At 65.6% G+C, this 12,982-nt stretch carries 13 protein-coding genes; 6 read left to right on the top strand and 7 right to left on the bottom strand.

Annotated features, from left to right (window positions below; translation table 11 throughout):
* Positions 1–12: 12 nt before the first annotated feature.
* On the bottom strand, positions 13–807 hold the full coding sequence (locus H156_RS0114665) for a TIGR01458 family HAD-type hydrolase (protein ID WP_017365108.1): 795 nt from the start codon (positions 805–807) through the stop codon (positions 13–15).
* 270 nt (positions 808–1,077) lie between these two features.
* Between H156_RS0114665 and H156_RS16310 the strand changes: the two genes are divergently transcribed.
* Positions 1,078–1,470 (top strand): STAS-like domain-containing protein, encoded by a 393-nt coding sequence (locus H156_RS16310; RefSeq protein ID WP_017365107.1) that lies wholly within the window; start codon positions 1,078–1,080, stop codon positions 1,468–1,470.
* A 12-nt stretch (positions 1,471–1,482) separates the two neighbouring features.
* On the opposite strand, the gene H156_RS0114655 is transcribed toward H156_RS16310, so the two are convergent.
* From H156_RS0114655 to hyfB, 6 genes are read right to left on the bottom strand one after another with little or no spacing between them, the layout of a single operon-like run.
* Positions 1,483–1,992 (bottom strand): NADH-quinone oxidoreductase subunit B family protein, encoded by a 510-nt coding sequence (locus H156_RS0114655; RefSeq protein WP_017365106.1) that lies wholly within the window; start codon positions 1,990–1,992, stop codon positions 1,483–1,485.
* A gap of 11 nt (positions 1,993–2,003) precedes the next feature.
* On the bottom strand, positions 2,004–3,626 hold the full coding sequence (locus H156_RS0114650; RefSeq protein WP_017365105.1) for a hydrogenase large subunit: 1,623 nt from the start codon (positions 3,624–3,626) through the stop codon (positions 2,004–2,006).
* A complete protein-coding gene (locus tag H156_RS0114645; protein WP_010960433.1) occupies positions 3,623–5,089 on the bottom strand; it encodes a hydrogenase 4 subunit F in 1,467 nt (488 codons plus the stop codon). Before H156_RS0114645 ends, H156_RS0114650 begins: the two co-directional genes overlap by 4 nt.
* Positions 5,086–5,763 (bottom strand): formate hydrogenlyase, encoded by a 678-nt coding sequence (locus H156_RS0114640; RefSeq protein WP_017365104.1) that lies wholly within the window; start codon positions 5,761–5,763, stop codon positions 5,086–5,088. Before H156_RS0114640 ends, H156_RS0114645 begins: the two co-directional genes overlap by 4 nt.
* A 5-nt stretch (positions 5,764–5,768) precedes the next feature.
* The gene (locus H156_RS0114635) at positions 5,769–6,707 is read right to left on the bottom strand and encodes a respiratory chain complex I subunit 1 family protein (protein ID WP_010960435.1); all 939 of its coding nucleotides are present in this window, start codon (positions 6,705–6,707) and stop codon (positions 5,769–5,771) included.
* A complete protein-coding gene (hyfB, locus tag H156_RS0114630; RefSeq protein WP_036246574.1) occupies positions 6,707–8,953 on the bottom strand; it encodes a hydrogenase 4 subunit B in 2,247 nt (748 codons plus the stop codon). Before hyfB ends, H156_RS0114635 begins: the two co-directional genes overlap by 1 nt.
* A gap of 105 nt (positions 8,954–9,058) precedes the next feature.
* On the opposite strand from hyfB, the gene H156_RS0114625 reads away from it, so the two are divergent.
* The 5 genes from H156_RS0114625 (at position 9,059) to fcl (ending at position 12,764) form a co-directional block, all read left to right on the top strand.
* Complete coding sequence (locus H156_RS0114625; protein WP_026045909.1) at positions 9,059–9,628, top strand: Uma2 family endonuclease; 570 nt, start codon at positions 9,059–9,061, stop codon at positions 9,626–9,628.
* 50 nt (positions 9,629–9,678) lie between these two features.
* Positions 9,679–10,110, top strand: coding sequence for a hypothetical protein (locus H156_RS0114620; RefSeq protein ID WP_238536843.1), 432 nt, complete (start codon positions 9,679–9,681; stop codon positions 10,108–10,110).
* 183 nt (positions 10,111–10,293) lie between these two features.
* Positions 10,294–10,674: a MarR family EPS-associated transcriptional regulator gene (locus H156_RS0114615; RefSeq protein WP_017365100.1), complete on the top strand. Its 381-nt coding sequence runs from the start codon at positions 10,294–10,296 to the stop codon at positions 10,672–10,674.
* Positions 10,671–11,789: a GDP-mannose 4,6-dehydratase gene (gene gmd, locus H156_RS0114610; protein ID WP_017365099.1), complete on the top strand. Its 1,119-nt coding sequence runs from the start codon at positions 10,671–10,673 to the stop codon at positions 11,787–11,789. Before H156_RS0114615 ends, gmd begins: the two co-directional genes overlap by 4 nt.
* A 6-nt stretch (positions 11,790–11,795) precedes the next feature.
* Positions 11,796–12,764 carry a GDP-L-fucose synthase gene (gene fcl / locus H156_RS0114605; protein WP_017365098.1) on the top strand — a complete coding sequence of 323 codons (969 nt, stop codon included), beginning with the start codon at positions 11,796–11,798 and terminating at the stop codon, positions 12,762–12,764.
* Positions 12,765–12,982 lie beyond the last annotated feature (218 nt).

Raw genomic sequence — 12,982 nt, 5'->3', positions numbered from 1 at the left:
GGAGGGCAGGACCTACGGAAATAGAGTATCCACCAGAAGATCCGGCAAATCGGCGATGGAGTCGATGATCCGGTCGGGCTGCATGGAGCCGGTTTCCAGTTGGAAAGGCCGGAACTTGCCGGTTCGGACAAGGATGCCGTAGAGCCCCGCGGCCCGTCCTCCGCCGATGTCCGCCTCGATGTCGTCTCCGACGATGGCGACCCGTTCGGGCGGCAGCCCCATGTCCCGGAGGGCGATGGCGAAAAAATCCGCCGAGGGTTTGCCCATGACCCAGGGCCGGACGCCGGCGCAGTATTCGAGCGCGGCCACCAGCCCGCCGATGTCCATGCGCAGGCCCTGGCCGGTTTGCCAGAAGCGGTTCTTGTGCACGGCGATGAGCTGGGCTCCCCGCAGGATGGCGTTGAACATCCGGTCGAGGCAGTCATGGGTCCAGACCTCGGCGGTGTCGCCCAGCACCAGAGCCTCGGCATCCTCCATCGATGCCTGGGGGATGCCGGCGAAATCGGCTTTCACGTCATCCTCCAGCAGCAGGTGGGCGCTGAGGCCTGTGGTCCGCAGATGGCGCAAGGCGGCCTGTGGGGCGCTAATGATCTCGCTTCTTTCCACCGGAAAACCCAGCGCCCTGATCTTTCGTTCCAGTGTCGCCAGGGATGACGTGCTGGTGTTGGTGACGAAGCGGCAGATCCAGCCGCCGGCCTTGATCTTCGCGACGGCCTCCACGGCACCGGGAAGGGGCTGCGAGTCCACATAGAGCACACCGTCCAGGTCGAACAGTACGCCATGAATGTTCCGGTTATGTCCGTCCATGCGTCTCCTTCGGGTGTGACTGGCGGAAAGGTTCCGGGAGGTGCCTGTACTCCGGAATGTTCCGTGATGGCAGATCAACAGACAAGAGCCCGAGGTCGAGGGAGTTCGATGGCCGGCTGGAATCCCCAAATACCGAGGGTGGATTTCCACCAGCGCCCGGAAGGAATTCCGACGGTCTTCAGGTGATTCAATGGCTTCGTCTCAGACCGGACTGGCACGAACCGTGTTTCCCGCTTGTTCAGGAACCACCGGTCATCTTTCGCCGATGCGATGAATTCGTCCGATCCTTCCCGCGGCGCGACAGCCACGATCCACCTCTCGGCTTATGCCAGTCCCACGACCCACGCGCTCGATTCGGTCCGTCAGGCGCGGTCGGTGATCGCCAGTCTGGGGCGCAAGGCCGGCAACTGGATCGAACTCGATTTTTCCGGGGTGGACAGCGTGAGCGCCGCATTCACCGACGAGCTGTTCGGCTTCGTCGAGCGGGAGCTGCCGGACATCTGGCTGGTGCCTACGCATTACAACGAAACCATCCGCCCTCTCCTCAACCGTCATCTCAGCCTGCTGCAGCAACGGCGGGACCGGGCTTGGTGCCTGGCTTCGATAGCCACGGGATTCGAAGGCTGCGCCGCCTTGGCCGGCCACCCGCGAACACGGCGTTGAGACTGCGGCTCGCTACCGCGAGATCAGGGACAGAAGGCCGCGAACCAGATCGGTCGGCGTCGGCGGGCAGCCGGGGATCACGGCGTCCACGGGGAGCACGTTGCCCACCGCGCCACAACTTGCGTAGTTCACGCCGAATTCGCCGCCGTCGGCGGCGCAGCTTCCGACCGCGACGACCCATTTGGGCTCCGGCGTCGCCTCCCAGGTTGCCTGCAGCGCCGCCTGCATGTGGCGGGAAACCGGTCCTGTCACCATCAGCACGTCGGCATGGCGGGGTGAGGCGACGAAATGGACGCCGTAGCGCTCGATGTCGTAGAAGGGATTTCCCAGCGCGGCGATCTCCAGCTCGCAGGCGTTGCAGGAACCGGCGTCGACTTGCCGGATCGCGAGGCTCCCGGCGAAGCGCCCGTCGATCACGGCCTTGAGTTCCGTACCCAGGCGGTCCAGCTCGGGGTCGGTCAGCGGCTTGAAGGTTTCGGTGACGATGCCTACGCGGGCAATCTTGCCCAATAGCTTGTTCATGGTGGCGGCTCCTAGAGGTCGTGGCCGGAATACGAGCCGTTGACCGACTTGTTGCACAGAGGGAAGTCCGGCACGATGTTGCCAAGGATGAGTTTTTCCAGGGCAGGCCAGTTGAAGACGCTGGGGTCGCGGGGGAAGAAGCGGACGATGCTGCCGCTGCCGTCGAAGCGCACATGGGTGGCGATTTCGCCGCGCCATCCCTCCACCAGGCCCAGTCCCTCGGCATTTGCCGGAGGGGTGCGCCAGGCCGTCCGCAGCGGTCCCGGTTCGATCCGCTGCAGGCATTGGTCGATGATGTCCAGCGAAGCGAACAGTTCTTCGTAACGGACATACAGGCGGGCAGCGACATCGCCGTCGCTGCGGGTGACGGCCTTGACCCCCAGCCGGTCGTACGGCGCGTGCGGCGCCCGCTCCCTCACGTCGCGGCCGATGCCGCAGGCCCGGGCCACGTAGCCCAGACAGCCCAGTTCCCGGACGATGCGTTCCGGCAGCACGCCCGCTCCGACCACGCGGTCCTGAAAGATCGTGCTTTCATCCAATATCGGCTTCAGTTCTTCCAGCTCGCTTCGCAAGGCAGCCATGGCGCCCGGCATCGCGCTGGTGGCTTCCGCCGGCAGGTCCACGGCGACACCGCCCGGCACGATCCGGTCCATCAGCAGGCGATGGCCGAACCAGCGCAGGTTGTCACGGAGCCAGAGTTCGCGCAGGCGGCTGAACTGGTAGTGACCGAAGGCGAAGGCCGTGTCGTTGCAGATCGCGCCGATGTCGTTGAGATGATTGGCGACCCGCTCCCGTTCGATGAAGATCGCCCGCAGCCACAGGGCCCGCTCCGGCGGCGCGACGCCGGCGGCGCATTCCATGGCCTGGCACGCGGCCCAGGCGTGGCCCACCGTCGTGTCGCCGGATACCCGCCCCGCCAGTCGCGCCAGTCCTTCGGGATCACGGCCCTCGGCCAGTTTCTCGATACCCTTGTGCACGTACCCGAGGCGTTCTTCCAGGTTCAGCACCGTTTCTCCCAGCGCCAGGAATCTGAAATGCCCCGGTTCGATGATGCCGGCATGGACGGGGCCGACCGGGATTTCGTTCACCTCGGGGCCGTGGGCGGAGGCGAATCCATAGCTCCGGTCCGGCGCCGTGACGGCCGGTGGCTGGCCGGACAGGGGAAAATCCGGCCGCAGCGGGAACTCGCGTTCACCCCAGGCTTGATGGCGCACCCAGCGCCGGTCGTCGGGATGGCCGGTGAATTTCAGCCCCAGCAGGTCCCGCGTATGGCGTTCGGGACGGGCCGCGCCGGGGAAGTGCGGCGTGTGCGAGGGCAGGCCGGTCCGGCCCGGCGGGAGCACCGTTCTGAGCAGCAGGTAGTCGCCGGATTTTTCGAGGAGGGCATTGACGACCCAGCTTTCGCCGCGGGCCTCGCCCCAGCCCGCAGCCCAGCGGCAGCCTTGGGCCGCGGCGGCTTCGGCGGCGACCCCCCAGTCCTCGGGGATGACCGGACACAGCAGGGCGGGCCCTACGGCGCCCGCCTGGGCCTTCTCGTTGCCGAACTCCGGGGTTCCCAGGCTCTGCAAGCTTGCCGTCAGCCGATCGATGACCATGAATCCGTCCTCCTTGACGGCGGTTCGGGTGGCGGTCATAGCGGCGCGCTCCCGGCTATGAGCCGCGTGGCCTGGCTGAACCAGTCGGCCAGCACGCCCGGAATCGCGAGCCCCAGCCAGAGGACGATGCCGAGATGGGCCATCACCGGCCAGAGGTTGGCCTGCACCGGCGCCTGTCCTGCCGGTCGGGGGCCATAGGCCATGGGGTGCAGATGGCGGAACAGCCCGGCGAAGGCGATGGCGATCCCCAGCAGCAGGAGCGGCGTCAGCCAGGGAAATTCCTGCATGGTGGCGGTGAGCACCAGGAATTCGCTGGTGAAGACGCCGAACGGCGGCATTCCCGCGATCGCCACCACCCCCAGCACCAACCCCCAGCCGACCATCGGCTGGGTCCGCAGCAGGCCGCGGATGTGCTCGATCCGCTGGGTGCGGGTGATCTGGGCGGCATGGCCGACGGTGACGAATATCGCCGACTTGGTGAGCGAGTGCACCGTCATGTGCATCAGCGCCGCAAAGGTGGCCAGCGGGCCACCCAGGCCGAAGGCGAAGGTCATGATGCCCATGTGTTCGATCGAGGAGTAGCTGAACAGCCGCTTGATGTCGCGCTGGCGGTGCAGGAACAGTGCCGCGACCAGGAACGACAGCAGGCCGAAGCCCATCATCAGGTGGCCGGCGAGCTGGCTTTGCAGGGAACCGTCCACCAGCATCTTGGAGCGCACCACCGCATACAGCGCGTCGTTCAACAGCAGGCCGGAGAGGATGGCCGACATGGGGGTCGGACCTTCGGAGTGGGCGTCCGGCAGCCAGTTGTGCAGAGGCACCAGCCCGATCTTGGTACCGTATCCAACCAGCAGGAAAACGAAGGCGATGCTCATGACCGTGGGATTGAGTTCGGCGGCATGGGCGTGGAGCACCGACCATTGCAGGCCATACTCGCCCATTCCTTCCACCTGGCCCGCGGCGAAATAGAGCAGCACGGTGCCGAAAAGCGCCTGGGCGATGCCGACGCCGCACAGGATGAAGTATTTCCACGCCGCTTCGATCGACTCCGGGGAGCGGTACAGGCTGACCAGCAGCACCGTGGCCAGGGTCGCGCCTTCCATCGCCACCCACATCAACCCCAGGTTGTTGGTGGTCAGCACCAGGTACATGGTCAACATGAAGCCCTGGTACATGGCGTGGTAGAGCCGCATGCGCGCGGCGTTCACCCGCCCGTGTTCACGCTCGTTGGCCATGTAGGGCGCGGAGAACATCGCCGTGGTGGTTCCGACGAAGGCGGTCAGCACGATCAGGTAGACATTGAAGGCATCGACGCGGAATTGCAGGTCCGCCAGTTCGATGGTGCCCTGGCGCAATACCGTGGCCGCCAGCACCAGCGAAGCCAGGAACACCAGGCCGCACAAGCGGGTGTTGAGCCGCCCGGCCTGAGGCGCATCGCCGCGCCAGGCCTGATAGAGCATCCCGGCGAATGGGATGCCCAGAATCCAGTAGACCGCGCTCACGGTTCCACCTCGCTCAGGCGGTTCAGCCGGTCCACGTCCAGCGAGTCGATGCTGGAACGGATGTGGAAGAAGAACACGCCGAAGATGACGGCGGCCACCAGCACGTCGAAGGCGATGCCGAGTTCGACCACCATCGGCATGCCCTGGGTCGAGGCCACGGCGGCGAAGAACAGGCCGTTCTCGATCGCCATGAATCCGATCACGTGGGTGACGACCTGGCGGCGGGTGATCATCAGCAGCATCCCCAGCAGCACCACCGCCAGACTCACCGCCATGGCGTTGCGGGTCGCCAGCGTGGAGAGGTGCTCGATCGGCTCCACGACGTAATAGCTGAACATCACCAGCGCGGCCGCGGCCATCATGACGTAGCCGTACAGGTAGAGCGGCTCGGCGTCGCGGTGCATGTCCAGGCGGACGATCAGCCGGTGGAGCATCGCCGGTATCAGGATGACTTTCAGCGTCACGATGATCAGGGCGGAGACGTAGAGGTGCGGGTAGGGCAGGGCGTAGGCGGCGAGCGCGGTGGTGGCGGCCAGCAGCGCGCCCTGGGCCGCGAACAGATGGATCATGCCGGACAGGCGTTTCTGGCCCAGCATCAGGAACGACGTGAAGACTACCAGGGCGGCGATGAACAGGATCGCCTGTTCGTAGACCGAGTAAGCCGGAACGGGCATGATGCCTAGACCTCCAGGATGATGTGGCTCAGCATGCCGAGCAGGCTGAGCAGGTAAGCGAACCCCAGGAACTCCTGGACCCGGAACAGCCGCATCTTCGCGACCGAGGTTTCCGCCAGCGCGAGGGCCACCGCCAGCGCGCCGAGCTTGGCCGCGATGGCCGCGGCCCCGATGCCCAGCGCCTCGGGCGTGAATTCGCGGGCCAGTCCCCAGGGCAGGAAGATGTTGGCGATGAGCACGCCGTACAGCATCAGGCGGATCTGGCCGGCCCATTCGATCAGCGCCAGATGGCGGCCGCTGTATTCGAGGATCATGGCTTCATGGATCATGGTCAGCTCGAGATGGGTGGCCGGGTTGTCGATGGGGATCCGCCCCGTTTCCGCCACCGCCACCAGCAGCAGTCCCCCCAGCGCGAACAGGAAGGAAGGCCGCAGCGCCAGGCCGGTGTCCAGCAGATAATCGATGGCGACGGAAATATTGGTGGTGGAGGCGGTCAGGGCCAGGGTGAAGATGGCCATGAGCATGGCCGGTTCCGCCAGCGAGGCGATGGTCATCTCCCGCGACGAGCCCATGCCGCCGAAGGCGGTGCCGACGTCCATCCCGGCCAGGGCCAGGAAGAACCGGCCCAGGGCGAAGAAGCCCACCAGCACGATCATGTCGGCGATGGCCGCCGTCGGCAGGTCTACGGCGAAGAACGGCACGATGGCGCCGGACAGGGCCGCCGCGCAGAACACGACGTAGGGCGTGACCGGAAACAGCCACGATGCGGTGTCGGCGACCACCGGGCGCTTGCCGAACAGCTTCCGCAGGTCGCGGTAGGGCTGCCACGGTGGGGGCGGGCGGCGGTTCTGCAGCAGGCACTTGACCCATTTGAGCCAGCCCGAAAACAGCGGCGCCAGCAGCGTGAACAGCACGGCCTGGATCAGGGCGAGCAACCAGTCCATCAGCTTACGACTCCCAGGAGAACGATCAGCGTCATGAAGGAATACGCGATGTAGATCCGCACCTGCCCGGTCTGGATCCGCGCCGTCTGGCGGGCCAAATCCTCGACCACACGGGTCAGCGGCAGGTACAGCCAGCGCCAGGAGCGGTCCCCGATCTCCAGCCGGTAGCTCAGGGCGGTGACCTGCAAGGGATTGGCGGCCGCCGTCTCCGGGGTCGAGGTTTCGACGGTCTCCCACACCGGCGCGAAGATGCGTCTGACCGGCTGAGCGAAGGCGGCGGCGGTGTACTGCATGCGGGGGCTCAGTCCCCCGAAGCCGCAATCCCAGGCCGGCGCGCGCCGGACGTCGGCCGCCGGCCCGCGACGCTCGAGCCGGCGCAGGAGCCACCAGGCCAGCGCCATCGCCAGCAGCACCAGCGGGGCCGAGTACGAAGCCGTGCTGACGCCGCCCGGCGTCAGCCACAGCCAGCCTCGGGCCGAAGCGCTGGTCAGGGTTTCCCCGAGCAGTTGGCGGGTGATGGGGCGCATGGCGTCGAGCACCCAGGTCGGAAGCACCCCGAGCAGCAGGCACAGGCCGGCCAGCATGGCCGGCGCCCACAGCATGCCGGAATGCGACACCTCGTGGGCATGGGCCGAGCGCCGCTCGCGCGGCTGGCCCAGGAAGGCCACGCCGTAGAGCTTGACGAAACAGGCCGCGGCCACGGCGGCGGTGAACGCCAGGATCGCCGCCGCCACCGAGACCATGCTGCGCAGGATGCCGTTGTCGATGACCGACGCCGCCTGCAGGGCCGCCTGAAAGGTCAGCCACTCCGAGACGAAGCCGTTCAGCGGCGGCAGGCCGGCGATCGCGACCGAGCCCGCCAGGAACAGTCCGGCGGTGACCGGCATGCGCTTGATCAAGCCCCCCATGTGTTCCAGATCGTGCCGATGGGTCTGGTGGACCACCGAGCCCGCCGCCAGGAACAGCAGGTTCTTGAACAATGAGTGGTTGAGCACGTGATACAGGGCGGCGACCAGGCCGATCAGCCCGAGCTGCACGTGTCCCTTGCCGATGAAGACCATGCAGAGGCCCAACCCCATGAACACGATCCCCATGTTCTCGATCGAAGAGTAGGCCAGGAGGCGCTTCAGGTCGCTCTGCACCACCGCGTACAGAATGCCGAGCGCCGCCGAGCCGGTTCCGAGGCCCAGCACGATCGCGCCCCAATACCACTGCACGTCGCCCAGCAGGTCGAACGCGAAACGCAGCAGTCCGTAGACCGCGATCTTCAGCATCACCCCGCTCATCAGGCCGGAAACGTGGGCCGGCGCGGCGGGGTGGGCTTCCGGCAGCCAGGCGTGAAGCGGCACCAGACCCGCCTTCATCCCGAACCCGGCCAGGGCCAGCAGGAAGGCGGCGGTTCCCCAGGCCGGCGTGACGTGTGCGTCCCGCCAGGCGTCGAAGGCGAAGCTGTGTGAAGCCGCGGCCAGGATGCCGAACGCGAGGATGATGGCGATGGCGCCTACCTCGCCCATCAGCAGGTAGAGGAAAGCCGCCCGCCGGTGCGAGGCATGCTCGTGCTGGTAACCCACCAGGAAATAGCTCGATACCGTCATCGCCTCCCATGCGATCACGAAGAGATAGGCATCGTCCGCGATCAGGACCCCCTCCATGCCGGCCACGAACGAGCCGGTGAAGAGACCGAGCGCCCCGAACGAGTACTGGCCGGCGAACTGGCGGGTGTAGCCCGGACCGTAGACGCCCGCGGCGATGACGCCCAGGCCGAGCACCACGAGGAAGAAGGCCGACAAGGTATCGAGCCGCACATGCCAATGCAGCCAGGGCAGACCGAAAGGCAGTTGGCCGGAAACCGCCGCATCGGCATGGAGCTGCAGGAGGCCCGCCCCCAGGGCCGACACGCCGGACGCCGTCAGCAGAGCGAACACCATGCGCCGCCAGGCGTGCGGCAAGCGCCGATGATGGCCGACCGCCGGCTTCGGGCGCAGGGGAACGGGGATGCGGACCAGCTTGGCGACCTGCAGCGCCGGTCCCGTCCAGGCGGCGCGGTGCTCCCCCAGCAGCGCCAGCAGACCCGAAGATAGCGCGGCCGCCACGGAGGCATAGGCCAGAAGTAATGTCATGGAGGAACCTGGGGAAAGGCGAGAGGGATACGCAGGACAAGCAAATTTAGTGCCAATAAGCCGTTTGCCTGAAACGATGGACGATTTTCCACCCCTGCCGGCCCGGCCGGGGTTGTTATGAACCATTGGTTGCGGGGCATTTGAACGGAAAAACCGTTCGAAGCGGCCGCATTGCGTCGCTGGCGCGAAGCCGGCACACTGTGCGCGGCCTTCGAATGGGGAACGACAGCCATGGGACAAGCACGAGCCGTAGCCGCACCGACACCCTATGAGCGTCTGATGGCGCTGCCCGACAATCTGGTCGGCGAGATCGTGGATGGCGAGCTTTACGCCCAGCCTCGGCCTGCCGGACCGCACGCCTTAGTGGAGCGCAGCCTTAACATCGAACTGGGCGGACCTTTTGACAAAGGCCGGGGCGGCCCTGGCGGCTGGTGGATTTTGCCGGAACCGGAACTGCACTTCGTCCGCGACGTCGAAGTCGTCGTGCCCGATCTTGCCGGCTGGCGCCGCGAGCGCATGCCCGCGGTGCCCGAGGACCACCGTTTCGAAGTGGTGCCGGACTGGGTCTGCGAAATCCTCTCGCCCAATACGGCCAAAAAGGACCGAGCCATCAAGCTGCCGCTGTACGCCCGTCGCGGCGTGGGCCATGCCTGGCTGGTCGATCCGCAGGCGCGCATCCTCGAGGGATTCGAGCTGCGCGACGGTTCCTGGCTGTTGCTCGGCATCTTCAAGGACGACGATCCGGTCCGTCTGACGCCTTTCGATGCCGTGACTTTTTCACTGGCGGATCTGTGGACATGAAACCGAAATGGCTCGACCCGAGGCAAGGCCGGTCTGTGAAGGATCGGCGGATGAACACGACACGGCGGATGGCGGCGATGAGCGGCGCAGCCCAATGTTGTGTTCCGGTGGTCGCGTCTGTGTTCTTCCTCCTTGCGGGGTGTGCGGGCAGGGAAGAGAAGGTCGAAAGCGTCGAAGAACTGCTTTCCGCCTCCGGGTTCACGACCTTCTACGCCCAGAATCCGCAGCAGCAGGCCAACCTGGAAAAGATCCCGCAGCGCCAGCTGGTCGCGCACCGGACCGGCAAGGCCGTGACCTACCTCTATGCCGACGACGAGCTTTGCGACTGTGTCTACGTGGGAGACCAGCAGGCCGAAGACCGCCTGAAGCAGCTCGCCGCCCGGAAAGTCCAGGCGGACAAGCGGCTCATGGCGTCCGAACTCAAGCTCGACATGACGGAAAATCCGCAAATGTGGATGATGGGGAGTGGCTTCGGCTACTGAAACCCGCGCGCCGTTTCCTGCGGGCGGGGTCCGGGCCCGCGCCCCGGAACCGGGACCGACGAAGATCGTAATCTTTGCGTGCGCTTGCGTCGGACGATGGACGACCGAAGCCGCTCGAATTTGACGTAACCCGTTTGGCTGCTAAGCTGCGTTCAACGCCTGAACAGACCTTGCGCCGAACCGATGACCCCTCGTGAACAGGCCCAATTGCGGATTCTCAAGAACCTGGAGGATTCCCCGGGCATCAGCCAACGGGTGCTTGCCGAGCGGCTCGGCATCAGCCTGGGAAAAACCAACTATCTCCTCAAGGCACTGCTGGAAAAAGGCTTCATCAAGGCCGGCAACTTCCGCCGCAGCGGCAGCAAGCTGGGTTATCTCTACTTGCTGACCCCGCAAGGCATCGAACAGAAGCTCAGCCTCACCCGTGCCTACCTGGCGCGCAAGGAGGCGGAATACGAAGCGCTGCGCGCCGAGATCGCCGCGCTGCACGTCGAGCTGTCGACGGCTGCGGATTCGAACGCACCCGGCGAAAAGTCCATTCAAAACCCCGTGACCAAACCATGACCCGAAAAATCGCTCTCATCACCGGCGTCACCGGCCAGGACGGCGCCTACCTGTCCGAATTCCTCCTCGGCAAGGGCTACGAAGTCCATGGCATCAAGCGCCGGACCTCGCTCTTCAACACCGATCGCATCGACCACCTCTACCAGGACCCGCACGTGAAGGACCGCCGCTTCATCCTGCACCACGGCGACCTGACCGATTCCACCAGTCTGGTCCGCATCATCCAAAAGGTGCAGCCGGACGAAATCTACAACCTGGCGGCCCAGTCCCACGTCGCGGTCAGCTTCGAGGAGCCGGAATACACCGCGAATGCGGACGGCATCGGCGCCCTGCGCATCCTGGAAGCCATCCGTATCCTCGGAATGGAAAAGAAAGCCCGCTACTATCAGGCGTCCACCTCGGAACTCTACGGCCTGGTGCAGGAAGTTCCGCAGAAGGAAACCACGCCGTTCTACCCGCGCAGCCCGTATGCCGTCGCCAAGCTCTACGCCTACTGGATCACGGTTAATTACCGCGAGGCTTACGGCATCTACGCCTGCAACGGCATCCTGTTCAACCACGAAAGTCCGGTGCGGGGCGAAACCTTCGTCACCCGCAAGATCACCCGCGCCATCGCCCGCATCGCGCTCGGCCTTCAGGAGTGCCTCTACCTCGGCAATCTGTCGGCCTTGCGCGACTGGGGCCACGCCCGCGACTACGTCGAGATGCAGTGGCTGATGCTCCAGCAAGACCAGCCCGACGACTTCGTGATTGCGACCGGGGTCCAGTACAGCGTCCGCCAGTTCGTCGACTTCGCCGCGGAAGAACTGGGAATTTCGCTGGCCTGGGAAGGGGAGGGCGAACGCGAAACCGGCAGAGTCGTGGCCGTATCCAACAAGGACGTCAAGGTGAAAGCCGGAGACGTCATCGTCCGGGTCGATCCGCGCTATTTCCGTCCGACCGAGGTCGAGACTCTGCTCGGGGATGCCAGCAAGGCGCGCGAGAAACTCGGCTGGAGCCCCCAGACCAGCCTGCGGGAACTGGTCAAGGAAATGGTGCAGAGCGATTACGCGGCCGCGAAGCGCGATGCCCTCGTCAAGATGGCCGGCTTCACCGCCTACGATTACAACGAGTAGACGGCGATGGAAGCCAGTCCCCGCATCTTCGTCGCCGGCCACCGCGGCATGGTCGGCAGCGCCATCGTCAGGCTGCTGCGGCGGCGCGGCCACACCAACATCCTGACTCGTACCCGCTCCGAGCTGGACCTCACCGACCAGGCCGCCGTCCGCGCGTTTTTCCAGGCCGAGAAGCCCGACCAGGTCTACGTCGCCGCCGCCAAGGTGGGCGGCATCCATGCCAACAATACCTATCCCGCCGAGTTCATCTACCAGAACCTGATGATCGAGGCCAACCTCATTCACGAAGCCTGGCGCGCCGGCGTGCAAAGGCTGCTGTTTCTGGGCTCCAGCTGCATCTATCCCAAGTTCGCGCCGCAACCGATGGGTGAGGACGCGCTGCTCACCGGCATGCTGGAGCCTACCAACGAGCCCTACGCCATCGCCAAGATCGCCGGCATCAAGCTCTGCGAGTCCTACAACCGCCAGTACGGCACCGACTACCGCAGTGCCATGCCGACCAACCTTTACGGCCCCGGCGACAACTACCACCCGGAAAACAGCCACGTGATCCCCGCGCTCCTGCGGCGTTTCCATGAAGCCAAGGCGAGCAGGGCGCCCAACGTCGTGATCTGGGGCAGCGGGCGCCCACGGCGCGAATTCCTCCACGTGGACGACCTGGCCGAAGCCTGCCTGCACATCATGGATCTCGACAAGGCGGCCTATGATGGTTGCACGGAACCCATGCAGAGCCATCTCAACGTCGGCACCGGGGAGGACATCACCATCCGGGAGCTGGCCGAGCTCATCGGGGAAATCACCGGCTTTGCGGGAGAAATCGTATTCGACACCGCCAAGCCCGACGGCACGCCGCGCAAGCTGCTGAACGTTCAACGGCTGGCCGACTGCGGATGGCGGGCCAGGATTCCCTTGCGGGAAGGCCTCGAACGAACCTACAAGGCATTCCTGGAAGAGACCGGCGAGTTCGCGGGGTGAAAGGGCTCTTAATTTCTCCGGCAACCCCCCAAAAAATTTTTCGAAAGGACCCTTGCTACCCCGCTTCGGCCGGCTATGCTTGGTGTTCAAGTGTTGAACGTGCAGCGAAGCGTCATGCTCCCGACCATTCCCGCCAGCAGACTTCCGGCTCGGCCAGCGGCTCTTTCTCCCGCGGAACCAGCCCACCGGTTCGTTCAAGAACCACGCGCCGCGTCCGG

The sequence above is a fragment of the Methylococcus capsulatus str. Texas = ATCC 19069 genome (genome assembly GCF_000424685.1).
Classification (GTDB): Bacteria; Pseudomonadota; Gammaproteobacteria; order Methylococcales; family Methylococcaceae; genus Methylococcus; species Methylococcus capsulatus.
This window is presented reverse-complemented; position numbering and strand designations above follow the sequence as displayed.